The organism is Acinetobacter sp. TAC-1 (assembly GCF_029025845.1).
Taxonomy (GTDB): domain Bacteria; phylum Pseudomonadota; class Gammaproteobacteria; order Pseudomonadales; family Moraxellaceae; genus Acinetobacter; species Acinetobacter guillouiae.
Window position 1 is genome coordinate 1,436,743 of record NZ_CP118892.1, and the last position, 26,496, is coordinate 1,463,238.

Consider the following 26,496-nt stretch of genomic DNA (forward strand, 5'->3'; position numbering starts at 1 on the left):
ATTATGATATATCTCTATGCATATAAAATACTTAGGTATATTAAATACTTGGGGTGGATTTTTGTTGTTTTGGTTATGGGTGACTAAGGCGCTGGTTTATTGTGGCAAATTGCTCTCTCAACAAGACAGTCCCTGTTCTGAGCTTTGCCAGAGTTTACTGTTTTTAAACTATATAATAGTCATGGCTATTTGGACTAATTTTGACGATGATTAAGTAAAGATACCTTCAATAGAAAACATACGATGGATGCGTGAAAGAGAATACTATAGGTGAATAAAATGAATTATCCAAGTGTTGAGGTACTCGTAGCGGCAGTGGGGCAGGACTCCGAATCGACTGCTCTTCATCAGCTTTTTTCCGAACTGAAAATTGGTGAAGAAAATCTGGAAAAGTATCCGATGAATCTTGCAGGACGGCGTCTCTGGTGGAATGAAGCTAAAAGATTGCAGTTAGAGTTAAAAAGCATTTAGTTGTTGGAGGATATACCCTCTCACAATATCGACCAAGGGCCTTGGGTTCTGACAAAGCTGACATTCTGGGGAGTTCATAAGAAAAATGGGGCTTATGCTGGTCCTATTCCCTATGAGCTGGACTTTTCGATGGTTCGTGACTCAATTAGAAATAAGATGCTTAATATCGGTTTGGGACAGGCCACGGTTCTTGGATTCTCAGAGGATATGGATATGTGGCAGATGGAGAGGGTGGAAATCACTGTTGAATATTTTGATGACAATGATGCAATCCGGTGTATAAGTATCGGTGTTCTTATTGATCGTAGTCGTGCCTAATGTGGTATTTAGCCAACGGGACGATTTTCTTGGCTTCACACAGCATCTCTAAAGTTGTATCTCAGCTTTTTCAGTAAAATGAACTGATGAGTTACTTTTCATTCTTTTCATATCCAAAACAACAAAATCATCAACGCCCCGTAATATGATTCAGGAATATTTTAAATATTATCAATGGGCTTCTTTAAATTTAAGACAACTACAAAACCAATTCCTTCTGGATGAAGAGCTTAGTGATCTAATTAGATAAGTAAGCGACTTACAAAATTTACACAGTTAAGTGAATAAACGTGATAGATCATGAAAATCTTTCAGCTACTGAGCAAGCTCAAAACTGGAAAAATAATTTAATGTGCTTTTAGAAAGACCGAAAAGAAGAAATTCAGCAACAGTCAAAACTAAAAGATAAGAGGACACTGCGTGATTTAGTCAAACAAATGCAGTTATTTCATTTATGTAATCAACCAGAATAAATGTGCCTACACAACTTTGAATATATCCATAACCAAGGAGGGTAAATAGGATTGAGTAAATAAGGCTTTTAGATGACAGCTTTATTTATGAGGAGCACTATGCAAAAAAACAAAAAATGCATGGTTCATGGTTATAGAGGATTTATAACGTGAATGATGCTTATTTCTAAAGAAAAGAAATCAAGATAGCAGGGAAATATATGAAACAGACTTTACTCACCGCTAGTATTGTGGCTTTGGCCACATTGGCTATGCCAGTTTTTGCTTCTGGTTTACAGAGCGTTAGCAGCAACTATGTGGCTTCTGATTATGCAAAAACCAAATATCCAGTTGTATTTAATCATGGGATGTTTGGTTTTACTCGACTCGGTCCGACAGCTTTTGGGATGGATTATTTTTATCAGGTGCTTCCCGATTTGGCACGGAATGGTGCGACGGTTTATGCGACACAGGTTTCTCCACTAGAATCCACTGAAGTTCGTGGCGAGCAGTTGCTACAACAAGTAGATGAAGTTTTGGCACTCTCCGGAAAGACAAAAGTTAATCTGATTGGTCATAGTCATGGTGGACCAACCATTCGTTATATAGAAGCCATTGCACCTGAAAAAGTCGCCTCTCTCACTGCTGTTGCTGGAACGTTTAAAGGATCCAAAGTGGGGGATGATATGTTGGATAATCCTAGTGAGAAATTTTTATTTACAGTCCTAGGACAGTATATCGTTGCTCCAGTAGAATTACTCTTACAAGGTAATCCTGATTTGCCAATTAGTCTGGATCGCTCATTGAAATCATTAAGTGAAAAGGGTTCTGCCGAATTCAATGCAAGATTCCCAACTGCGGCAATCCCATCTGATTGTGGCAATGGTCAAAAGATTACCAGTAATGGGGTTTATCATTATTCGTGGACAGGTAAAGCTCAAGCAACCAATCTACTTGATGTCATTGACGTTGCTATTTCCACCATGGCACCGAGATCTTATAAAAATAATGACAATGATGGTTTGGTTAACCGTTGCAATGCACATTTCGGCCAGGTGATTCGAGATGACTATAATCAAACACACCTAGATGAAATCAATCAGATTTTAGGGTTAAAAGCATGGTTTGGACCAGATCCTGTGTCACTTTATCGTCAACAGGTCAATCGTCTAAAACTTGAAGGGTTATAAGGGAATATTATAAGCAATAGACCCTAATATTTTCAAAACTAACACTCAGCGTATCATAAGGGAGTCTGAATATTCAGGCTTCTTTTGTTTAGAACACAATGATTGGCTTTAGGTTTAATCTTTTCTAAAAATTTAGATTCTTTCATCTATGAATGGAAAGCTGATAAAGATTTATTAGAGATCCTTGCAAAAGGGGAAGATGACATCCATGTCGATCATTACACTTGTCTTTAAGACTAGCTTTATGCTGATATCCTTATAAAGATCATAACGAGATCATACTGGTACCGACTTTATAAAAAATCCACTTTTCCAGTTTTTACATCATAAATACCACCCGCAATGCCAATTTCACCTTCTTCGACCATCTTTTTCAGTACTGGGCTATTTCTTAAGATATAGGCAATATTATTTTGCACATTTGCAATGGTCACCGCCTGAATGAAATTACTGGTGAGTTGGTAATCAGTCATTTCTTTATGCACGTTTTCTGCCGCCTGCATAATCGGTTTAAGAAAATATTGTACATGTGGGGTTTCGCTGAGTTGAGTGATATCCTTTTTTTGTTCATACATCTGACAAGCAGCTGTCACTGCACCACAGTCTGTATGGCCCAATACTAAAATTAATTTGGAACCCTTACTCTTACAGGCGAACTCTAGAGAGCCCAATACTTTTTCGCCGGCAATATTTCCAGCAATGCGTAGACTAAATAAGTCACCAATACCGACATCAAAAATCCGTTCTGTTGGTGCACGTGAATCCATACAGCCTAGAACTGCTGCAAATGGATGCTGTCCAGATTGTGCAGTGACCTGAATTTGACGAGCAATATTATGATAAATCCGTTCATGATTAACGAATCGTTGATTGCCTTCTTTGAGTAGCTGAAACACTTGTGCAGGTGTAAGTTGTCGTTGAATTTCCTGAGTACTGACATCAATATCCAGTTCTTCTTCTTTAATTTCAGGATAATGTATTTTAAAGCCAATTAGTTTTACATCGATGCCATTTTCTGCAGCTGTTTCATCCCTAAAATCTTTAATCACTTGATATACATCCGGATCAATATAATAGGTATTTGATGCATCAATCACTACAGTATCACCACTGACGATTTTCTCTAAGGCAGAAACCAACGCTGAACGATTTAAAAAACTAATATTGGGTGCCAGTTCAATACGGGTAATATTTCCATGCAAATGTGCTTCGTGGATAATACGAACACCACGGAATAAATTGTTTTTTAATACAATGATAAAACTAATCAACAGCCCTAACAAAATACCGATAAGTAGATCTGTCGCGATAATTGCAACAACTGTTACAATGAAGGGTAGAAATTGCTTCCATCCTTGAGCATAGATTCGTTTAAAAAGTGAAGGGCTTGCTAATTTCACGCCAGTTAAAATTAAAATAGCGGCAAGGGAAGATAATGGAACAACATTGATTAATGGTGTCAGGAATAAAACCGCAATAATCAATAAAATACCGTGAAAAATTGCAGAGAATTTAGTCTTTGCACCACTTGCTGCATTGACTGAACTTCGAACAATCACTGAGGTAATCGGCATACCTCCAATTAAACCAGACATGGTATTTCCGATACCTTGGGCCACTAACTCTTTGTTTGGCGGAGAGGCACGCTTTTGCGGATCCATTTTGTCCGCAGCTTCTAGATTTAATAGCGTTTCAAGCGAGGCGACGATCGCAAGTGTAACAGCGCCTGTATAAATAATAGGATTATTCCATTGAGTGAAATCAGGAAAGCTGATAATTGATTCAACACCTGAAAAGATATTGGGAAGATTAACCAGATGTTCAGTGCTGACTGCGAGGCTGGAATGGGTACTGATAAAAAAATAGTTTAAGAGTCCAGCAAAAATAACCGCAATAAGTGCAGAGGGTACAACCAGTTTTTTGAAAGGTGTTTTATCCCACAATAAAATAATGAATACACTAGAGATACCAATGATTGCCGCACCATAATCAAGATGCTGTAATAGGCCTGTCCCTTCGGACCAACGTTGTTGAAGAATTTCGGTTTTAATCCCAAAGAGCAAAGGAAGCTGATTGATAATCAAGATTAACCCGATGGCAACAAGAAGCCCCATAATCACATTGGTTGGGATAAAATTTGAATAGGTTCCCAACCGAAATAACCCGAAAAATAATTGGATGAGACCCGCTAAAACCAAACAAAATAAAAAAGCTTGATAGTTACCTTCAAGCTTATCTAGCTGTGTTAAAACAATAGCGGTAAGCCCAGCTGCGGGACCTGACACACTGATATGAGAACCACTCAAATAACCGATAACGATTCCACCAATCACACCCGCAATAATACCGGAAATCAAGGGTGCGCCTGAGGCACTGGCTATACCTAAACAGAGCGGTAGAGCAACTAAAAAAACAACTAAACCTGAGAGCAAATCATTTGTATAAAACTTTCTTCTGGGAACCAATTCCTGTTGCATAAATATTCTCGGCAAATTTATAAGTTTGATATGCATCTGGATACAGCCTATTTCATGCTGTATACCAAACTTGCCTAAGTTAGATGAGAATGTGTCGGTAAACTTTAATAAAGACCAAATGACAACAGATTAGGAAAGAAAATCTATATCAGCTTTACAAATGATAAATTTTTCTGAATATTAAAGAAAATCTTAAATATTTATTTGAAAAATTTGATTAAATTATAAGTATTTTAATACGTTACTTTTAATTTGATTTTTGGGTTTTTAAGCAGAAAAAGACTCGAGTACTTCTATGTAACTTATCATTTGATCAATAAAAAATGATGATCTATTTGTTTTTAAATAAGTAAGTTTTACTTGTAAGTCGTAACATCTTTTTCCAAAAGATGATTCAGATGTAAAACTTTTATTGTTTTTATATCGGGTTTTGTAGTGTTTATGAAATATTTTAAAAATATGATTTTTCATGTGAATTTAATTGTTTATTTAAGTGGTTGAAAATGGGAATTATGATGTTTTGACTACACAATGATCTGTTTTGTATTGCTTTATCTGTTTACTTTTTAACAATAGATTGTGTGAAAAAACATGTTATATTTCATTTTAATGATAGATGGTTATTCAAATAATACTGTCTCATTTGGGCAACTCGCTTAGCAGGATGCAGGAGCAGATACGACTTCAAAAAACTTCTTTTTATCTTAACGACTGTTTTAAATATTATTTGCAATATTGATTTTGAACACTTTTGGCTTTTTGGTAATGTCAAAAATTATAATTTGATGGATAACTAGATGGATAATTATTTAAGGGATTATATTGAAGACGATATTCGTTTTTAAAGCTAATCAGCATATTAACAAGTTAGATATTTATAAATTTAAGTATTTTTAATGATTTAGTGTTTATTGATGTGATTCTAAAATTGTATATAAAAACAATAAGGACATTTTATCAATAAATATGTGTAGTGGTGTATTTATGTTTGCTTTATCCTATTTAAAAAACCAAAATAATCATTTCAATGCCGTAAAAAAGCAGCAAATAACAATTGCGGCTAAAGCAAATATTGTTATCTGTATCGCTTTTTGCCTATTTTGGACAATCTATTTTAGCTTTGCTGAGATGTGGTTGATTGTTTGTATTGATATTTTTTTTACAACAATGTCGATCTTCAGCTTATTTTTGATTTATATACATCGGATTTCAGCGGGCATATTGGTTTCACAAATTGTGCTCTTTATTTTTCCTGTGGTTTTTTGCTTAATATTTGATGTCGCTACAATAGATCACCCCAGAGTTGCGCATTTATTTCTTCCAGCAGGGGCTATATTGGGATATTTGAATTATCGAAGAGATCCCAATGCGTTACAACTGATTTTAATTATCTTATCCATTGCCGCTTTTATCTTTTTTAGCGGGAGTGCGTTTACTTTAGATGGAGCAATACCTTTAGCTGAAAGCATTCGAGCTTATGGTGGTTGGATTGCAATATCCGTTGCCACCTTAATGATTTGTATCTCAATTTTTGTGATGCAATTGGAATTGCAGATAGAAAATAAGCTGGTGCAGGATCTCCGCTTGGCACTTTCAAAACAACAGTTTGAGCTTTTTTATCAACCTCAAGTAAATTCTTCTGAAAAAATTATAGGCGCTGAAATTTTGCTACGTTGGTGTCACCCGACACTTGGTTATATCCCTGCAAAAGATTTTATTCCTGTAGCGGAAACTTTGGAGTTAATGCCTAAAATTGGAGATTGGATACTGATTCAGGCAAGCAAGGTATTACAAGACTGGCGTGAAAATGAATCTACAAAAGATCTTACACTTTCAGTCAATATAAGTGCTGATCATTTTATGCAAGAGAATTTTGAGCAAATCGTGACCTCTATGGTGCAGAGAAATGCAGTGCTTCCATCCCAACTCATATTAGAAATAACTGAAAGGGTTGCGTTAAATAATATTGAAAGTGTTATAGAAAAAATGGGCTTTCTGGATAAAAATGGCATTCAGCTTGCTTTAGATGATTTTGGTACAGGTTATTCATCATTAAGCTATTTGCAGAAAATGCCGATTAGTCAACTCAAAATTGATCAGAGTTTTGTGCAAGCGGCTTTAGATGATGAGCGGTGTAATAAATTGGTCTATGGGATTGTTAAAATTGGCCTTGATTTAAACCTGCGTGTTTTAGCAGAGGGGATTGAGACCGCTGAGCAATTTAATCGCTTTCAAGAAAATGGTTGCACTGAATTTCAGGGCTACCTATGGGGGTGTCCAATGCCTTTAACGGATTTTATGAACAAAATAGCTGAGGAAAATCATTAAAGTTTCCGAGAAAAATCATAGAAATAAGAAAATAAGCTGTTTTAGTTCTACCTTTGATTCAATGCTTGTATTGTATAAGTATTTGAAAATTAAACTCTTATAAAATAAATATTTCCTAAATTAGCTAAGTTTTAGTGCTAAGTCTTAGAGGTGTATCTTCGTTAATTTGTTGAGAGAAGTAAGCTATACAATGTTTATTCTCGACTGGAATTATCAATAATTTTGATTTTAAATAACTTTTTTATAAAAAATGATTCCACATAATAGTTTTAATAAAATTTTAGGTAGAAATAAATAAAGTAAAAGTGATGTAGAATTATTTTAGTGTGAGTTGGAGTTCTAGTTTCTATTGATTTAATTAAATATTTTAATAAATAAAAATAATTATAATATTTTTTTAGAGGGTTCGCAGTCGTAATGTCATAAATCAACCTCCTGTTTCTTTTCCTCAATAGGTTTTTATAATCTACTTACTTTAAACTTTTAGTTTTAAAAATTCAATTTAATTAACTATTTATAACTATCTCTATGGCAATAAATTTGCTTATAAAATTTATTGAAAATGTATAAATTATGAGATTAATAAATAAAACATGGAGTATGTTTTAAACTGTTTATTATAAAAAATATTTAAATAATTCAATATTTTTTTATCTGATTTTTTTGCTTTTTCTAATTTTACTTTTAAATATTGTTTAGTTTTTCTATATGGTTGTATATTTAATAATCTATTTTTTTAACATTGAATGTTATTAATGATTATTATGGCAAATCAAAAACATAAAAAAATATATTTTTTATCTATAATTTCGGCTTATCCACTCTGCATATATGCCGCTGACATACCATCGAGATCAGGTATAGTGGATTTAACTCCAGAAATTATTCGTCAAGATCAACGTTTAAATGAGCTTGAAAAAAAGTTAAATGATGAAAATATATTATTAACGCCAAAACAAAAAACCGAAAAACTTGGTCGTGAGCATGTTATTGTTCTCGAAAAGCCATGTTTTAAAATAAAACAACTCCATTTCATCATAAATGATCCAATTCAAAGTAAAAATCAAAATATTTTCAATGGTTTGTTCTATGACTTAAATCAGCCTAATTTTGTTGTAGAGCAATGTATAGGCACTCAAAGCCTGCAGAATCTGGTGAAATATGCGCAAAATGAGTTGATCAAACAGGGATTGATTACCACTCAAATTGCAGTCAATCCACAAGATTTAACTCAAGGTAATTTAGTTTTAAATATACATGTAGGGCGGATTCATCAAATCCTTTCTAAGGATAAAGCTGTAAATAAAATAGAAATATTCAATGCTATACCTTTAAAAAATAATGAAATTTTAAATCTTAAAAAAATTGATCAAGGTTTGGAAAATTTAAAAAGAGTTTCAAATCGAGATGTGGATATCCAGATAGAACCGGCCTTAACACAAGATGGTACAGAACTCGTTGGTTATAGTGATCTTATCGTAACATCTAGACCTTATAAAAAAATAGGATTTAGCTTGGGTGTTGATAATTCAGGTTTAAAAAATACAGGAGAATATATTGGTAGTTTAGGAATTAGTTTAAACAACCCTTTGCATTTGAATGATGTACTCAATATCAACTTAAGTCATTCATTGGATAATTGGAATGAAGACTTTAATCAAAGTATTTATATCCATTATTCAATTCCATTTCGAAATTATGAGTTATCAGCAGCCCATAATGAATATAAATATGAACAAAAGATCGCGGGCTTTAATGCGCCGATTTTATATAGTGGAAAAACCAAACAAAGTCATCTGACACTTTCACGCATGATTGGGCGTGGTACAGGTTATAAAACCAGTATTTATACCAAGGGTTATTATAGAGAAAATCAAAATTTTATTGAAAATATTGAAGTAGGTGTACAGCGTAGAAAAACTGCTGGATGGAATGTGGGAATTCAACATCGACAATATATTGGCAATGCATTACTAGATTTGAATCTTGATTATCGACGCGGTACAGGCGCATTGAATGCACAATCTGCGCCAGAAGAAAGAATTGTAGATATTTTTGGTCGCCCTTTACCTGTAGAGGGATATGCTCGTGCTCCATTGTGGAGTGCTGATCTTCGATACTCCCAACCTTTTACCATTTTAAATCACCCCATCCAATACCGTTTAAATTGGCGGGGGCAATTTGCACCTAAAATTTTAGTGCCTCAAGACCGTTTTTATATTGGCGGGCGCTATAGCGTCAGAGGCTTTGATGGTGAGGTCATGCTGTCTGGGGATAACGGTCATTATCTACAACAAGAATTTAGCTGGAATTCACCTATTCCTGCGACTCAGTTTTATGCAGGGATAGATCAGGGATGGGTCAATGGGCGGAATAGTTATTCTGGTCAGCGTTATCTCATCGGTAGCGTATTCGGTACACGTAGTTATTTTAAAGGTATCTATCTAGATACCTTTGTAGGTCATGGAATACAAGCGCCTAATCACATTAAAAAAGAGTGGGTTACGGGCTTTAACTTGAATTTTTCCTACTAAGCAAAAAGGAATAAAAAATGAATAGAAATTGTTATCGCATTATTTTTAGCAAAGTAAAAAATATGTTTATTGCTGTGGCTGAAAATATCAAAAGCCAGACAAAGACTACTGGGCAAAGCGCTGGCTTAAATCGAGCGGAAAAACCAGAAAACACGTCTTTTCATCAAACATGGCAAGTAAAAGGCTTAGTTGCATCGATGAGCTTGTTTATGTCGTTCGCTCCTGTCTATGCGCAAATACAAGTTGCCCCGAATGCTCAAGCCTCACAAAAAGCCAGCATAGGTGTTGGGCGCAATCAACAAGGTCAAAATGTCCCTGTTGTTAATATTCAAACACCTAAAAATGGCGTATCTCATAACGTCTATAATCAATTTGATGTATTACAACCAGGTGTTGTATTAAATAACAGCCGCAATGGTGCAGGTTCTGTGATTGTTGGGAATGTGGGGGCTAATCCTTATCTACAAATAGGTGAAGCAAGAGTGATTCTCAATGAGGTGAACTCTTCCGCAGCATCGCAATTTAAAGGAAATTTAGAGGTTACTGGACAACGTGCAGATGTGATTATTGCCAATCCATCTGGAATTAATATTCAAGGTGGTGGTTTTATTAATGCCAATAAGGCAATTTTCACCACAGGTAAAATACAGCTAAATCCTGATGGAAGTATTCAACAGTTTGTGGTGGATCAAGGAAAAGTTAATGTTAGCTCAACTGGAAACAACTTAGGACTGGGCGGTAATAACAATAATGCAGACTATGTTGATATTTACGCAAAGGCTGTCGAACTCAATGCTCAAGCGCATGCCAATCAAACCTTACAAGTCATTACGGGATCAAACACGATCAGTAATGACTTAAGTACAATTACACCAACCCAAGTAAACAGTACTAGTCCAATATTTGCACTTGATGTAAAAGCATTGGGTGGCATGTATGCCAATAATATTTTTATCATTGGCACAGAGAAAGGTTTAGGCGTGAGCAATGCAGGGACCATTCAGTCACCACAAAGTTTAGTGATTACCAGCGCAGGTAAAATCGAAAATACAGGGACGCTAAAAAATACCAATGCGCAGGGTAGTCTATTGAGTATCAGTACCGGTGAGGGTGCCGATATTGTCAGTAGTGGGTCGATGATCAGTAATGGTAATTTACTTTTGGAATCGGGCCGAAACATCACTTTTGATCGTGCTCTATTAGAAAAGCAGGGAGTGGATAATCCAAATATAATTTCTGTCAGTGCTAAGGGCGATGTCAATTTTAAGAACAGTAGCAATGTCCAGAATTTTGGTCAAGGTGGGAATCTCTACATTGATGCGAAGAATATCAATCTTGATAGTAATATGAATATTGGGGTCAATGGTAGTATTCAATTGGTTGCTGATAATAATATTCGGATTCAAGACTCTGGAAATTTTTCAAGTATTAACGATATTTATATTCAAGCTAAAAATGATTTAAATATTGAAAATGCAAATATATCGGCTAATCAAGGTGATATTAATCTTGTTGCTAATGGAACTTTAAATGGAAAAAATATTGATATCAATGCTAAGCAAGGAACACTGAACATCCAGTCAAAACTTGATCTAAATTTATTGCCAAAAAAAGAGATCACTTATGATAAAAGAGTTCCAGATTATCCTTTAGACATATATACAAAAAATGTTCTCTCGGGACTCAATGGTGTAAATTTATTTTCTTCTGACTTAGGGAAAGTTAGTCTTGAGAATACAAACATAAATGCTGAAAATGGTATTATTCAAATTTATGGAGGGAATGGAGTTGATTTAAAAAAACAATTTAATAAGTCTATACAGGAGGCTGAATATGGATTTAAATTTTATCTTCCTTTTCCAATATTTGATTACAATGAATTTTCATCGAAAGGGCTTTATTTAAAAAGTAATAAAGATCTCAATATGAAATATGCTTCTATTAATACAATTGGAGGAGGAATAAATATTGAAGCTTTAGGTGAAACTACCATTGTAAATTCAAATCTAAAGTCGGATAAAAATATACAAATTGTTTCAAAGGATATTCTTTCAACAGGTTTAGATATTAATTCAGGTCAAAATATTGCTTTACAATCTAAAGACTTAAATGTAACAGACCGTTCAAAATATAATGCAAATGGTATGGTTTCTTTAGTTAGTGAAGGAGGTGGAGGTAATGGATTAATAGATAGTGAAGTTTCATCGAAAGGATTTTATTTAAAAAGCAATACAGGTTCAAGCTTAAAAAATACATCTGTTAATACAATAGGAGGAAAAATAAATATTGAAGCGGTGGAAGATATTTATTTTGAAAATTCAACTCTAAAGTCAGATAAAAATATTGAATTATCTTCAGATGGAATTTATTCAAATCGTTTAAATGTTAGCTCAGATCAACATATCGCTCTAAAATCTAAAGGCTTAATTTCTTCAAATGACTCAAATTTTAATGCCAAAGGTATTCTTTCTTTAGTCAGTGATGGCGTACATAGCGCATCTGAAACCAATTATAATGGTGGTGCAATATTAGTCGAAGCTAAGAAAATAAATGAAAATAGTGCAGTTTCCTTTAAAACGACGAGTACAGATATTTTAAAAAATGATGCTGATTTAAATAAATTAAATGGAAACTTATCGATACAAACTGAACAAACACTGAAATTAACTCCAAGCATAAATATCAATGCTTTTGGTGATTTGGAGCTTGTGTCTAAAAAAGGAGACTTAGTTTTAGAAAGCAAAGGTGGAAGCAAAGGCCGAGGATCAGAAAGCTTGGTTTCATTGATTAGCAATAAAGGTGGAATACAACTAGAAGGAAATAGTGTCAGTATTGAAGCAGCAAAAATCAATGCTGAAAAAAATATAGAAATAATATCATCTCAAGGAAATTTGAAAATTGATGCAGTTAAAAACACTTTTCAAAATAGAGAAACTCTTTTTAATTCAAAGGAATTTTTAGATGATTATGAAAATTTAAAAATACAATACAGAAAAAATGCTAGTTCATTTTATCTTGCAGAACAAGAGTTTTTTAAAAAATATCCTGTTGTACCTATCTATACTTACACAATTCTGGGCTATCAGAAAACGAGTTTTACTCATTTCTTATCGGGCCAATTTTTACCTGTAGATCAAGTTTATAAATTTAACCTAGATGATAAATATCTTGATTTATTTACTGGTAATAATGGCTATAGTCATACAGGCAGCAATATAACAAGTAACTCAGGCAACATTTCACTAAAATCTAAAAAGGGAATTTCAATTAGTGGCTCTGAGTTAACAGCTAAGGCTGGAACAATCGACATAGAGGCGCAAGGACCTCTAGATCAGACTTATACTGCAACAGCTACACAAGGTGTGGGTGGTCAACCGAAAAGCTTTGATGCGAGTATTATTATAGATGGAACACAAGATTTCTATGATAAAGGCAATGAATATGATGCAAATTATAGTTTTAAAACTTTAGTTAATCCGACTGTTCTTAATGGTTTTAATGGTGTAGATCTAAGAACCGTTGGCAAAACCTCCAAAGATAACTTGGTCTTACAAGCAACAGGTATTGTTTCGCAAAATGGTAACGTTAAGATAGAGTCGTTTAAAAACATTCTTTTTGATGCGGCTATAGAACAAAGCTATGATCGTAGAACGACGACTCAAAAGAGAAGATCATGGGGTGGTTTAAAGAAAAAATATATTACCACGAAAACCGAAAATGATAATATTGATGCTGCATCAGTTGAAATACAAGCAAAAAATATTTCTATAGAAAGTAAAGAGATTAATAATCCTAATAATAGTATAGATATTTATTCAGGTAAATTTAATGCGGAAGGAAATATTTCTATACGATCAGGAGGAAATATTAACTTTTATACTGCGAATAACGTTTCAACAAGCAGGGAAGACATCACCAAGAAGTCCTCATTTGCAGGAATTAAGTACAATCGTTCAAAAACCAATTCTACTCGCTCCCAAGTGTCACAAATTCCAGCAACATTAAAAGCTAATTATATCGGCGTCAAGTCGGGTTTTGATATGGAACTTGTAGGTACAGAGTTTAAATATTTAAGAGGTGCAGAAATTGAGTCTGGTGGGAAAATTTTTATCGCACCTGCAATAACAAGAATTGAAGATGTTGTAAAAAAAGAAAAGAACTCTATTGTTTGGCAGTCTATGCAAGACAAAGGTTCCATCACTGAAACAGCACAATTGCCAAGTTTTAATGGACCAACAGCTCCAACTTTCCAAGCTGATGGCGGTATTAGTGTTCAAATACCAGTAGGCGAAAAAGACCAAAATAAAGTACAAATTCGAGATGAAATTTTAAAGCTGGCAAACCAACCGGGGAATCAATATTTAAAAGACTTTGTAAACCGTACTGATGTGGATTGGAATAAAATCATTCTTGCTCAACAGGATTGGGATTATAAATCTCAAGGTTTAACAGGAGCAGCGGCAGCTATTATTGTGCTTATTGTAGCAATAGTTACTTATGGAGCAGGTACTGCAGTAATCGGAACGACTGCCGCTGGAGGCGGATCTATCACATTTGGCGGAATAACTTTAGCGACAACAACAGCTTCAGGTGTGACAACTTATACAGCGGTAGGGGCGATGGTTAATGCTGCTTTGACTTCACTTGCAACTCAAACTTCATTGAGCTTAATAAACAATAAAGGAGATTTGGGTAAAACACTTAAGGAGTTAGGTTCTAAAGAATATATTAAAAGTTTAGCAACATCTGTTGTTACCGCCGGGATATTGGATAGCGTGAGTAAAACTTTAAACTTACCTACGAATTCTACTGACATAGTCGATAAAATTTATGCAAATACTATTACTGCTTTAACAAGTAGTGTTATTGAGGCTTCAATAAATGGTGATTTGAGTCAAATAGATTTAGAAACAATTCTACTCAATGCTTTATCAAACTCTTTACAAGCAAAAGCAGCAGGCCAAATACACGATCTGAGAGTTGGTAATTCATTAGATATGAATTATGTTGTTAATAAGATTTTGCATGCAGTATCAGGGTGTGTAGCAGCAACAATCTCAAAAAAAGAATGTGAAGCTGGAGCTATTGGTGCAGCGATGGGAGAAATTGTTGCAGAAAATTTAAAGAATGGGAAATATTCTTTTGAATTAAGTGAGAGTGAAAAATTAAAAATTAAAAATTTGAGTAACCTAATTGCTGGATCAACAGCAGCAGCACTTGGTTACGATGTGAATACGGCAGTAAATACAGCAACAATAGCAGTTCAGAATAATGCACTTGCCGATGATCTTAAAAAGCTTTTTAAAGATAGCGCACAACAAGCAGCCGGCGGTACAGTGGGTGCATTTCTTTCATTAGGACAATTAGGATTACCTTTTGTAAATTCTGAAGAAAGAGCAAAAATGATAGAGGGGATAAAAATACTTGCAAACTCTGAGGAGCCATTAGTTTTATTAAAGTTAGGGTTAATTAACAATCATAAGGAATTTCAAGATTTAGATGCACTTATGAGTATGAATAATGATACTTTTGGACGCGCTATGGTGGATGCAAAGTATACAATGGATATTGTTCAAATGTTAACTGGCGTTGCAGCATTACCAAAAGCAGTTGTCACAGGTGGGAAATTAGGAGTCGCAGCAACAGCATATGTTGTTAATGGTACAAAAGTTATTGTTCAGAATGGTGTTGTAAGAGTAGCGAAAACAGCTGAAGACCTTCAGTTTGTCAACAAATTTGAAGGATGGACTTGGTTTAATACTGTTACTCAAAAAGAAACAGGTGTTTCTTGGGGGAAGGGAATTGCTAAGCAAGGGATGCCTTGGGAGGATTATTTGTCTACAAAATTACCTGCAAATTCTAGATTACCTCCGAATTTTTCGACTTTTGATTATTTTGATAAGTCAACAGGAACGGCGATAAGTGCTAAGACATTGGACACGACAACAATTGCCAAAACTAATAACCCTAGCCAAGTATATCAGGCATTAAAAAGTAACATTGATGCAGCATCTGATTTTAAACAAGCGTCTTTATCAGATTTCACTTTGAGTTCATCAATGATAAAAAATAGAGAAGTTAGAGTTGCAATTCCGGATAATACACCAATAGCGCATTGGGAGCAGATAAATAAAGCTATTCAATATGGTCAAAGTAAAAATGTGAAATTATTAATAACGGTGGTTAAATAAAATGAAAGAAAATATTCGAAGCTGTGGTATTTATGCTAATCAATTTATAATTGCAATAAATACAAGGTCGGGTGATGGTATATGGGTACGTGATGATAAAGGTAAAGAGTACTTACTATTTCCTAATATAGAAAATTCCACATTTGGAGAAGCAATAGTAGAATGCTTGAAATTCAGTAGATTAATTACTTCTGAAGAGTCTGATTTTTTTGATTTAAGAAAAGTTTCAGAAAGATATAAAGAATGGGTGCGGCGATTATTGGCATTTACTTCAATAAAAACTAATGAGCGCTTATTCAAGCCGATGTTTAATTTAAGTGTTGAAGAGCGGGATGGGGTTATAACTTTTATTCCACTAGATCAGGTTAAAAGGGAAGCATGGAATGGGAATAGAATAAGCCAAGCGGATTATGTAGAGATTTCCATTAGTAGTAGTTTAGAAGATATTGGTATTGCAGCTCATTTAGCCCTGTCCCGCTGCAAATCAATTTATTCAAAATCCTAAGCTTGACTATTCTAAAATGATAAAAAGCTTATTTGTTCATCCATTTTTATTATAGATGTGGAGTACTAAGAAAATGAATAAAACCTTACTTGCTATGATAACAACAGTATTTCTTTTTACAGGCTGTGCATCAGTTCCCCTTGCTCATAAGGAACTGAGTGCTACTTCAAAACAGTTTAAACTGCCTGAGCAGGGTAAATCTGGATTGTATATCTACCGTGCTGGTGGATTGGGTACGACAATTAAAAAAGACATTAAAATCAATGGTCGTTGTATTGGTGAAACAGCCCCTAATATTTTCTTCCATGAAGAAGTTGCTAGTGGTCAGGAATATACCATTTCAACTGAATCTGAATTTTCACCAAATGACCTTAAACTTCAAGCAAAGAGTGGAGAGAATTATTTTATCAAACAGTATATCAAACCAAGTTTGCTGGTCGGTGGAGCTGGACTGAAATTGGTGGATAATGCACAAGGTCAAAAAGCGATACAAAAACTAAAACTAGCAGAAAAGGGCAAATGCGGTAAATAAAATATTGACGCTTCATCATCTAACGTCGGTTGAAAAATCATGCATTTTGAATGTTATATATCTGAAAATCTGGGCAGCTAACATGATGATCAGCTGCCCAGATCATTTTTAATGACTGCCCATTTTATTGATAATTCTAATAGGCACCACCGTATATCCTTGGCCACTATGAGGTCTTGGTTCTAAGAATGCTTGAATTGGTAGATCAGTAATAGCGTTAGCTCGCCATAATCCCACACCATTTACAAGTTCAGTCACAGGTTTCTTTGTTTCCAAATCATTAATCCAAAATACACAACCTTCTTGTTTATTTGGATTTAATTCATAACCGACTTGGTATCTTTTATTTGGTTTAATATGGACTTTGACTAAATTGGTATAGTTATAAGAACCTTGACCACACCAAATTTGTAAATCATGTTCACCAGCGTGCAGAATTAAAGGCTCTTTGAGCTGATGATAGCCATGCTCTACTTTCTTTTTATCTACTGCAAAGACAAAAGCAATCGTGTCTGCTAAATATTTACGATCATAGAGATCACCAATGATGGTTGCTGTTTGTGATGATGCTTGAGGTGGAGAATAGTATTCAATAGCAGGTGTATTCTTGGATGTACTGATACAAGCAGTAAAAATGATCGGTACACTTAGAATTGAGATTTTAAAAAATAGATGCATATTCAATCCCTCTATTTATTAATAATGACTGGCATATAAATTTGTTGAGGTTGATTTACTACTGTATGAGCAAATTGCTTATCTGTGACTGCTTCACCTGTAGTTAAATCTTCAATCCAAAACTGAATGCCGTGTTTATGGCTGTTTTTATCCGCTTGATTGGTTTTGATTTGATATTTTTGCCCTGTTTGAGCAGTAAAATTGAGCTCACCTGAAGAAAATAATTGCTGAGCATCAGAGGTGAAGCGAACCGTTGTCTGTGTGGGTAGAATGGAATAGATTTTATTCCAGTCTTTTGATTGGTTTAATGTGGCTTTGCCATTGATTTGATTAATATAAATACGAGCTTTTATGAACTTTAAAGGGGTGCTCGTTTCTTGGAAACCTTGAATTGTTGCGAGTTGTGCTGAATCAATATTTTGAGGCGTTTGATAAAGCAGCTCTTTTGGGATTTCTGCAAGTGCAAATGGTGAAGAGCATAAAGCAACAAATAAGGTTATTTTGATCAATTGATTATTCATAAAATAAACCTCTAAAATGAGAAAACTATTTTTAGAATTTTACTAAGTATTCTGACTTAGCAATCTATTATAAAGAGGGTTGGTTTAATATACTAAACCTATAATTATTTTAATGGCTTTTTTTGAAACTTTATTATACCTATAGATAGAACACATTAAAATTTGGGATAAAAAATCCACTCAAGATAAACCATAAAAATTATTCAAATCCATAAAATAATTCAAAAACAGTGTTTTACTAAATTAGCTTACAATTTTAACCACAAGCGTGTCGTAAAATGCTAAGTCAGTGTCGTCTTATGTAAAGTGAGCTGCATCTGCTGTGTTGTAGTTTTAATCATGATTTTTAAATATTGATAAAAATACGGCATGGATAGGGAAATGGCATTGAATAAAGCAATACGGTTTTATGAAACAGGAACACCAGATGTTTTGCAATATGAAGACATCGATGTTGGTGAACCAGCAGCAGGGCAAGTGCGTCTGCGTCATGTGGCAGTTGGATTAAATTATGCTGACACTTATTTTCGCGACGGCACATATAAAATTCCACTGCCAAACGGTATGGGCGTAGAAGCGTCTGGTGTAGTCGAAGCCGTGGGTGAGGGTGTAGATCACATTCAAGTGGGTGATCGAGTCACTTATACCGGCTTTTTAAATACTTTAGGTGCTTATAGCACGGCACGTTTAATCTCAGCTGATGTATTAATCAAACTACCTGAAGAAATTTCTTGTGAAACAGCCGCAGCAATGACCATGCGGGGATTAACCTCGGCTTATTTAATGCGTCGTATTTATGACTTTAAAAAAGGGGACAGCATTTTATTACATGCCGCTGCTGGTGGTGTGGGCTTGATTGTTGCTCAATGGGCAAAGTTACTCGGTTTAACTGTGATTGGTACAACCTCTTCAGAAGAAAAAGCGCAAATTGCCCGTGCACATGGCTGTGACCACGTCATTAATTATAGCTATGAAAATGTTGCAGAACGAGTACGAGAATTAACCGATGGGGTCGGTGTGAATGTGGTCTTTGATAGTGTTGGTAAAGATACGTTTATGGCATCGCTTGATTCGTTAAAACGCCGTGGCTTATTGGTTTGTGTGGGGACTGCTTCTGGTGCCATTCCAGAATTTAATCCCGTTTTGTTGGCAATGAAAGGCTCTCTATATATGACCCGTCCAGCACTGGCAGATTTCATTGCTGATCCTATAGAAAAACAAGAACTTGCCAATGAGCTATTTGATCATGTCCGACATGGGCGCATCAAAATTGAAATCAATCAACGCTATGAACTCAAGGATGCAGTTCAAGCTCACCGTGATCTAGAAGCACGTAAAACTACAGGATCATCAATTTTTGTCATTTGAAGGGATGTCTTATGCAAGTTGAACAATTAAGTTGCAATATCGGTGCAGAATTATTGGGCGTCAATCTGGCAGATGCCATTGACGATGATGGGCTATTTACTGAAATTCGTCAGAATTTGTTAAAGCATCGGGTTTTATTTTTAAGAGATCAAAACCTAAGCCGAGCTGAACATGTGGCATTTGCTGAGCGCTTTGGACAACTAGAAAGTCATCCTGCTGTTGGAAGTCATCCAGAGCATCCTGGACTGGTACAAATTTATAAAAGCCCAGAGAGCCCAATTGATCGTTATGAAAATGCTTGGCACAGCGATGCAAGCTGGCGCAAAGTTCCGCCAATGGGTTGTGTACTACGTTGTATTGAATGTCCGACAGTGGGTGGAGATACCATGTGGACCAATATGGTGATGGCCTATGAAAATCTACCCGTAGAAATCAAAACAAAAATTGCAAATTTACGTGCTTATCACAGTATTGAAGCCAGTTTTGGTGCAATGATGCCGATTGAAAAGCGTTTGGCATTAAAAGAACAGTTCCCCGATGCAGAACATCCTGTGGTACGTACTCATCCTGAGACAGGTGAGAAGATTCTTTATGTCAACGCATTTACCACTCATTTTAGTAATTACCATACCAAAGAACACGTCCGTTTTGGACAAGATGCCAACCCCGGTGCAACCGATTTACTGCGTTATTTAATTACCCAAGCCTATATTCCTGAGTACCAAGTTCGTTGGAGTTGGAAGCCGAATAGTATCGCAATTTGGGACAACCGCAGTACACAACATTATGCCGTAATGGACTATCCACCATGCCATCGAAAAATGGAACGGGCAGGCATTATTGGTGATGCAACTTATTAAGCGTAGCAGTTAACGATTTTATCTAAACCCTAATTTTAAAATACATATGGAGATGTTTATGCAATTCTTTGATGACTCATTGCACCCTGAAAACATGGACAAAGTGGTAATTACGGTAGCACCTTATGGGCCTGAATGGATGCCTGAGGATTTTCCTGAAGATATTCCGGTGACCATGCAAGAACAAATTCAAAAAGCGGTAGAGTGCTATGAAGCAGGTGCTTCAGTCCTCCATTTGCATGTTCGAGAACTAGATGGGAAAGGTTCGAAACGTCTGTCTAAGTTTAATGAACTCATTGCCGGTGTGCGCGAAGCGGTGCCTGATATGATCATTCAAGTGGGTGGATCAATTTCTTTTGCCCCAGAAAGTGAAGGTGAAGCTGCAATTTGGTTAAGCGATGATACGCGTCATATGCTGGCTGAATTAATGCCAAAACCAGACCAAGTAACCGTGGCGATCAATACCACTCAAATGAATATTATGGAGTTGCTCTATCCTGAATATTTAGAAGGCACTTCTTTGGCACATCCTGCAATTCAGGCAGCTTATGCAGAAATGACAGTACCCGCAGGTCCTGCGTGGGTTGCAGAGCATTTAAAGCGTTTAACTGAAAATGGCATTCAACCGCATTTCCAGTTAACTGGGATGCATGGTTTAGAAACGCTGGAACGTATGGTGCGTAAAGGGCTGTATAAAGGTCCGTTGAATCTAACCTGGATTGGAATTGGTGGTGGTTTTGATGGACCAAATCCTTTTAACTTCTTTAACTTTATTCATCGTGTACCTGATGGTTGTACTTTAACTTCAGAGTCTTTACTTAAAAATGTTTTGCCGTTTAACACCATGTCAATGGCGATGGGCTTACATGCACGTGTCGGAAATGAAGACACTATTATAGATCATCAAGGTCAGCGTTTTTCTTCAGTACAGCAAATTCAACAGACCGTGCGTATTGCCCATGAATTAGGTCGTGAAGTCGCATCAGGTAAAGAAGCACGTGAAATTTATCGTATTGGCGTGCAATACGACACGATTGAAGAAACTTTGTTGGAAAATGGTATGGCGCCCAATCGTAAAGCAGGTCAAAAGGGTGTTCCACAGCGTAAATAATGATTTGAGCCAAAAGGATTTTTGATTCAAACAGTGAGAAAAAGATGATTACGTTACTGTGAAGTCGCGTAGTCATCAAAAAATGAATGAGAAATTATAAAAACACAAGGAGAACGTATGGATGCGCATCAATATTCAAGTCCTGCGGACGGTGTAGATACTTCGGTTGGCATACCACGTAAATATGCATGGTTGGTTTTTGCACTGACATTTGGTTTGTTAATTTCTGACTATATGTCACGGCAAGTCTTAAATGCAGTATTCCCACTGATCAAAAGTGAATGGGCTTTGACAGACAGCCAACTTGGATTATTAAGTGGGATTGTGGCCTTGATGGTGGGTTTATTAACCTTACCTTTGTCGATCTTGGCAGATCGTTTTGGCAAAGTAAAAAGCTTAACTTTGATGGCTGTGTTGTGGAGTATGGCAACCTTAGGCTGTGCAGTTGCTGAAAGTTATCAACATATGTTTATTGCCCGATTTATGGTGGGTGTTGGCGAAGCTGCCTATGGCAGTGTCGGGATTGCTGTTGTTGTATCGGTTTTTCCTCGTGATATGCGTGCAACTTTAGCAAGTGCTTTTATGGCAGGTGGTGTGTTTGGCTCATTCTTAGGCATGGCTTTAGGCGGTGTTATGGCTGAACATTTTGGCTGGCGTTGGGCATTTGGTGGAATGGCCGTCTTTGGGCTGATTCTGGCATTTTTATATCCTATTGTGGTTAAAGAAAACAAGATAGGAACCGTTCAAGGCAAAATTAAGACCCAACAGAAACAGGATAAGTCGAGAAGTCCTTTGCGATCGATTTATTCAAGTCGGTCTGTGATCGCCACTTATATTGGCAGTGGCTTGCAATTGTTTGTGGGTGGCACGGTCATCGTTTGGCTTCCCAGTTATCTCAATCGATATTACGGATTGGGGACAGATAAAGCGGGGCTGGTCGCGGCAATGGTTGTACTCAGTAGTGCCGTTGGCACGATTTTATGTGGGATGTTATGTGATCGTTTAGGACGAGATCGACCAGACCGAAAAGTCAGTTTGGCGATTGCATTTTGTTTGATCGGTTGTGTGTTGCTATCCATCGCTTTTGCCATGTCTGTTGGAAATGCTCAATTGATCATGATTTGTATTGGGATGTTTATCGCATTGGGTACCAATGGACCATCCAGCGCAATGGTTGCCAACCTGACACATCATTCTGTACATAGCACAGCATTTGCAACATTAACTTTGGCAAATAATTTTCTCGGCTTGGCTTTAGGACCTTTAGTGATTGGAAAGCTATCTGACGTGATTGGTTTACATCATGCTTTTCAATTGATGCCTCTGATGAGTGTTGTGGCTGCTGCAGTATTCTTCTATGCAAAACGCCATTATGCCAATGATATTAAAAAATTTAATGCACAAGCAGCACAACAAGGTCAAACAGTACAAGTACAGTCATGCAATATGGGTGATCAGTAATGACGCGTAAAATGAATATTGAAGTTTTTTTTGATTTTATCTGTCCTTGGTGTTTGATTGGAAAACGTCATTTACAGACCGCGATTCAAAAATTAAAACAAAGTGATCCAGATGTTGTGGTCAATATACAGTGGCGTGGTGTACAGCTTTTACCCCATATTCCGCTGGTGGGCGTTCCTTTTGATGCCTTTTATTTACAGAGATTAGGCAGTTCAACAGCCGTTCGAATGCGCCAAACTCAAGTTCGTCAAGCTGCGAAGGCGGTCAATGTTGATATCGATTTTGATCGCATTCGCCGTATGCCAAATACAGCAATGGCACATCATTTTTTTGCAAATATTTCAAAGATTTATCATTTAGATCAAAGTGAGCGATTTTTAGATGCGCTATTCACAGCCTATTTTCATCATTCGGAAAATATAGGCGAGTTAGCAACATTGCAGAAAATAGCCATGTATTGCGGTTTTTCGGATGAGGTGGTTGAAGGTATTTTAGCAAAACCATTCGTTCCTTTTATCTCAGCAGATACAGGGGGTAAAGGGGTACCGTATTTTGTTTTTGATGGAAGTTTTGCAATGGCTGGGGCACAACCTGCAAGTGCACTTTATCAAGCAATGCTGGATACGCTTCAAGCACAAGGACAAATGGTATGAGCTTGCGTTTTCAAGTTCCTCAAGAAAAAATCCCAACTTTAGGCAATCGATCCTTTTTGATGATCGGTGACCGATCCCTGATTTTATTTAATATTGCTGAACAATTTTATGCGATTAATGACAGTTGCCCGCATCAGGGTGCCTCATTACTCAATGGGAAATTAGAAGGCAAGGTAATTCAATGTTGTGCACATGGTTTACGTTTTGACTTGGCAAATGGTTATTTACTCAATTCAACACAGCTACAAGTTCAATCATACCCAGTAGAAGTGATTGGCGAAAATGTTTTTATTGGTTTGGATTGTGGAGTAGCGCTAGATGAGTAAATTAGATTCTATGGCTTGGCAGCCACGGCTAAGTGCGCTTATGCCCGGATTTATTGTCAGTACTGTGGTTGCCGCTGCGGCCTGTTTTTTATCTGAGCATTATGGTGCGCCAGTGATGTTATTCGCTTTGTTGCTCGGGATGGGTGTGAACTTTCTTGCAACAGAAGGCAAGTGTAAAGCGGGTATCGAATTTACTGCGCGAGAAGTACTGCGTTTTGGGATCGCCTTACTCGGAATGCGAATTACCCTTGAGCAAATGACTGCGCTAGGTTGGCAGCCCGTTGTTTTGGTCATTTCATTAGTTGTCATTACCATTCTTGCTTCAGTCATCGCAGCAAAAGTGCTCGGGTTTAATAAATTTTTCGGTATGCTGACTGGTGGCGCGACAGCGATCTGTGGAGCTTCCGCAGCATTGGCCTTGTCTGCAGCTTTACCCAGTCATCCACAAAAAGAAAAAGCAACCTTATTCACCGTCATTGGCGTATCTGCACTTTCAACTTTAGCAATGATTGTTTATCCCATGATTGCGCGATGGTTGGAATTGACACCACAACATGCAGGGATTTTTTTAGGTGCAACCATCCATGATGTCGCCCAAGTGGTGGGGGCAGGTTATAGCATGTCTACAGAAACAGGCGATACTGCAACAGTGGTGAAATTGATGCGAGTTGCCATGCTTTTACCTGTCATCATCTGTGCAGCCATGATTACCCGTATGCAAGGCGTACCCTCTACGGGCAAAAGACCGCCATTATTGCCTTGGTTTGCAGTAGGATTTTTAATTCTTGCCTGTATAAATAGTACTGGATGGGTACCTACAGTTGTTCAAACTGGAATGAATGAATTATCTCGTTGGTGTCTGATTATTTCGATTAGTGCGCTAGGGATGAAAACACAATTAAAAGAGTTAGCAACGGTGGGTATTAAACCGATCCTGTTAATGATTGGAGAAAGCGTTTTTCTGGTATTGTTGGTACTCAGCCTGATGCATTGGTTATTTTAGTCGAGCTTTGATTTAACAAAAGTTTTGCAGGATACAACGTTAAAGTTAATTTTCGCAAAACTTTTGTTTTAAGTCGCTTTTCTTATTATTGTTTTGATGTTAGTACCAAGTTAGTCGTACCTTGATTGAATTTATATCGTATTTTCATCAATGATCTCAGCCTTATTGTGGGTACGCCAAGCATTGGGTGTTATACCAAATTGGCCAATAAACCATCGCGTAAAAGAGCTCGGCATAGAGTAACCGAGAATATCTGAAACTTGTGCCAGTGAATAATTGATATTTTTTAAATAGCGAAATACCAAATTTCTACGGACATCATTCATTAATTCACTAAAATTTGTATGTGCAGCTTCTAGACGCCGTTGCAGCGTTCTGACATTGACTTCATGGGTCTGCGCGACTTGATCAATTGTGGCACGTCCCATCGGTAAAAGCAGATAGATACTTTTACGGATATCAAAAATAAGTGATGACTCATTGTCTTTTTGTAAGATATCAATATCGAGATAGCGCTGTGCATGGTTTGCCATTGCTGTATTTGCTTGAGGATTAATTTTATCAAGTTCTGATGATGAACAGACAATACCATTAAACTCGCTACCGAATTCAAGTGAACTTCCAAAGACACGTTGATGCACTGTTAAGTCTTTTGGTGCATCATGGGTAAAATGAATACTTAATGGATGCCATTTTTGAGCTAATAAAGCAGCACAAAAACGATGGGTAATCCCCAAAGCCAATTCAATCGCTTGACGACTATACTTTGCCGAAGCTGAAATCACTTCCACCCGAATAATCACCGTTTTTCCAACTTCCTCGATATATATTTCCAGTGCGTTATTGATGATATTTCGGTATCTTACAATTGTTTTTAAGGCATCACGTAACGTCTGTTGATAGCTTAATAATAAGCTTAGCTCACCAAAATCAGCAATTTGACGTTGTTCGGCCATATGTAGACCAAACACTTCACAACCACTGATTTGAGCAGATTGCTCTAATAATGCCATGACTTTATCGACAGAAATGCGTTGTTTTGAATCATTTAATTGAGCAGAATAAATTCCAGCATCAGATAATAAATGGTATGGATTGAGGTCTAATTGTCGGCTCACATCCAGATAATTCTTGAGTACCGCTGTATGTGCAAGAGGAACCAATTTACACTCTCCTTGTCTTTTTATTAACCATCCTGGTCAATACATCATTGTTTGAAGACTTTACCAATACGCATTTATAAAAGTTTTTGCGTATGTCTAATCTCAATAATTTTATCAAAACTTCTTAAATTTTATCAAAACTTCTTAAAAAGTATCTCAATTCATTACACCTTGAGACCATAGAAATAGAGTATCAAATTTGTTTAACAAAGAGGAGTGTTTTAAAAGGACTGCGCTTTATGGAGTAAAGAACAGCCTTTTAAAACGTATTAATGTGCGACACAACTTAGGGATATTGCTTACACATTAATTCTTTTAGATGGGGCATTGCGACTCATATCGGATTGTAGATAT

At 36.4% G+C, this 26,496-nt stretch carries 19 protein-coding genes; 15 read left to right on the forward strand and 4 right to left on the reverse strand.

Annotated features, from left to right (window positions below):
* The first annotated feature begins 279 nt into the window (after nt 1-279).
* The 3 genes from PYV58_RS06645 to PYV58_RS06655 all read left to right on the forward strand — a co-directional run bounded on the left by PYV58_RS06645 (nt 280) and on the right by PYV58_RS06655 (nt 2,431).
* Entirely contained in the window at nt 280-471 is a 192-nt protein-coding gene (locus PYV58_RS06645; protein ID WP_051670982.1) for a hypothetical protein, read from the forward strand.
* 3 nt (nt 472-474) lie between these two features.
* On the forward strand, nt 475-789 hold the full coding sequence (locus PYV58_RS06650) for a hypothetical protein (protein WP_155768673.1): 315 nt from the start codon (nt 475-477) through the stop codon (nt 787-789).
* Nucleotides 790-1,462: 673 nt separating this feature from the next.
* A complete protein-coding gene (locus PYV58_RS06655) occupies nt 1,463-2,431 on the forward strand; it encodes a triacylglycerol lipase (RefSeq protein ID WP_034611493.1) in 969 nt (322 codons plus the stop codon).
* Between the two features lie 293 nt (nt 2,432-2,724).
* Here PYV58_RS06655 and PYV58_RS06660 read toward each other — a convergent pair whose 3' ends face one another.
* Nucleotides 2,725-4,908, reverse strand: coding sequence for a solute carrier family 23 protein (locus PYV58_RS06660; RefSeq protein WP_034611495.1), 2,184 nt, complete (start codon nt 4,906-4,908; stop codon nt 2,725-2,727).
* 984 nt (nt 4,909-5,892) lie between these two features.
* On the opposite strand from PYV58_RS06660, the gene PYV58_RS06665 reads away from it, so the two are divergent.
* The 5 genes from PYV58_RS06665 to PYV58_RS06685 all read left to right on the forward strand — a co-directional run bounded on the left by PYV58_RS06665 (nt 5,893) and on the right by PYV58_RS06685 (nt 16,998).
* The gene (locus PYV58_RS06665; RefSeq protein ID WP_034611497.1) at nt 5,893-7,236 is read left to right on the forward strand and encodes an EAL domain-containing protein; all 1,344 of its coding nucleotides are present in this window, start codon (nt 5,893-5,895) and stop codon (nt 7,234-7,236) included.
* An 863-nt stretch (nt 7,237-8,099) separates the two neighbouring features.
* Nucleotides 8,100-9,770, forward strand: a complete 1,671-nt coding sequence (locus PYV58_RS06670) for a ShlB/FhaC/HecB family hemolysin secretion/activation protein (RefSeq protein WP_227504213.1) — start codon at nt 8,100-8,102, stop codon at nt 9,768-9,770.
* 17 nt (nt 9,771-9,787) lie between these two features.
* Complete coding sequence (locus PYV58_RS06675) at nt 9,788-15,961, forward strand: DUF637 domain-containing protein (protein ID WP_051670986.1); 6,174 nt, start codon at nt 9,788-9,790, stop codon at nt 15,959-15,961.
* A 1-nt stretch (nt 15,962) separates the two neighbouring features.
* The gene (locus PYV58_RS06680) at nt 15,963-16,466 is read left to right on the forward strand and encodes a contact-dependent growth inhibition system immunity protein (RefSeq protein ID WP_051670988.1); all 504 of its coding nucleotides are present in this window, start codon (nt 15,963-15,965) and stop codon (nt 16,464-16,466) included.
* A gap of 73 nt (nt 16,467-16,539) precedes the next feature.
* Nucleotides 16,540-16,998: a DUF2846 domain-containing protein gene (locus tag PYV58_RS06685; RefSeq protein WP_034611500.1), complete on the forward strand. Its 459-nt coding sequence runs from the start codon at nt 16,540-16,542 to the stop codon at nt 16,996-16,998.
* 108 nt (nt 16,999-17,106) lie between these two features.
* Here PYV58_RS06685 and PYV58_RS06690 read toward each other — a convergent pair whose 3' ends face one another.
* Together PYV58_RS06690 and PYV58_RS06695 are read right to left on the reverse strand one after the other, a co-directional pair.
* Nucleotides 17,107-17,676 carry a hypothetical protein gene (locus PYV58_RS06690; protein ID WP_034611502.1) on the reverse strand — a complete coding sequence of 190 codons (570 nt, stop codon included), beginning with the start codon at nt 17,674-17,676 and terminating at the stop codon, nt 17,107-17,109.
* Between the two features lie 11 nt (nt 17,677-17,687).
* Nucleotides 17,688-18,197 carry a hypothetical protein gene (locus PYV58_RS06695; protein ID WP_034611505.1) on the reverse strand — a complete coding sequence of 170 codons (510 nt, stop codon included), beginning with the start codon at nt 18,195-18,197 and terminating at the stop codon, nt 17,688-17,690.
* Nucleotides 18,198-18,578: 381 nt separating this feature from the next.
* Between PYV58_RS06695 and PYV58_RS06700 the strand changes: the two genes are divergently transcribed.
* The 7 genes from PYV58_RS06700 to PYV58_RS06730 all read left to right on the forward strand — a co-directional run bounded on the left by PYV58_RS06700 (nt 18,579) and on the right by PYV58_RS06730 (nt 24,979).
* A complete protein-coding gene (locus PYV58_RS06700) occupies nt 18,579-19,565 on the forward strand; it encodes a quinone oxidoreductase (protein WP_034611516.1) in 987 nt (328 codons plus the stop codon).
* Nucleotides 19,566-19,576: 11 nt separating this feature from the next.
* Nucleotides 19,577-20,425 carry a TauD/TfdA family dioxygenase gene (locus PYV58_RS06705; RefSeq protein ID WP_034611521.1) on the forward strand — a complete coding sequence of 283 codons (849 nt, stop codon included), beginning with the start codon at nt 19,577-19,579 and terminating at the stop codon, nt 20,423-20,425.
* A 58-nt stretch (nt 20,426-20,483) separates the two neighbouring features.
* The gene (locus tag PYV58_RS06710; protein WP_004724790.1) at nt 20,484-21,536 is read left to right on the forward strand and encodes a 3-keto-5-aminohexanoate cleavage protein; all 1,053 of its coding nucleotides are present in this window, start codon (nt 20,484-20,486) and stop codon (nt 21,534-21,536) included.
* Between the two features lie 117 nt (nt 21,537-21,653).
* Nucleotides 21,654-22,997: an MFS transporter gene (locus PYV58_RS06715; protein ID WP_034611525.1), complete on the forward strand. Its 1,344-nt coding sequence runs from the start codon at nt 21,654-21,656 to the stop codon at nt 22,995-22,997.
* A complete protein-coding gene (locus tag PYV58_RS06720; RefSeq protein WP_034611526.1) occupies nt 22,997-23,650 on the forward strand; it encodes a DsbA family oxidoreductase in 654 nt (217 codons plus the stop codon). Before PYV58_RS06715 ends, PYV58_RS06720 begins: the two co-directional genes overlap by 1 nt.
* The gene (locus PYV58_RS06725) at nt 23,647-23,976 is read left to right on the forward strand and encodes a Rieske 2Fe-2S domain-containing protein (RefSeq protein ID WP_034611527.1); all 330 of its coding nucleotides are present in this window, start codon (nt 23,647-23,649) and stop codon (nt 23,974-23,976) included. The genes PYV58_RS06720 and PYV58_RS06725 overlap by 4 nt, the downstream gene beginning before the upstream one ends.
* Nucleotides 23,969-24,979: a putative sulfate exporter family transporter gene (locus PYV58_RS06730; RefSeq protein ID WP_034611528.1), complete on the forward strand. Its 1,011-nt coding sequence runs from the start codon at nt 23,969-23,971 to the stop codon at nt 24,977-24,979. Before PYV58_RS06725 ends, PYV58_RS06730 begins: the two co-directional genes overlap by 8 nt.
* Nucleotides 24,980-25,110: 131 nt before the next feature.
* Here PYV58_RS06730 and PYV58_RS06735 read toward each other — a convergent pair whose 3' ends face one another.
* Nucleotides 25,111-26,142 carry an AraC family transcriptional regulator gene (locus PYV58_RS06735; protein ID WP_034611534.1) on the reverse strand — a complete coding sequence of 344 codons (1,032 nt, stop codon included), beginning with the start codon at nt 26,140-26,142 and terminating at the stop codon, nt 25,111-25,113.
* Nucleotides 26,143-26,496 lie beyond the last annotated feature (354 nt).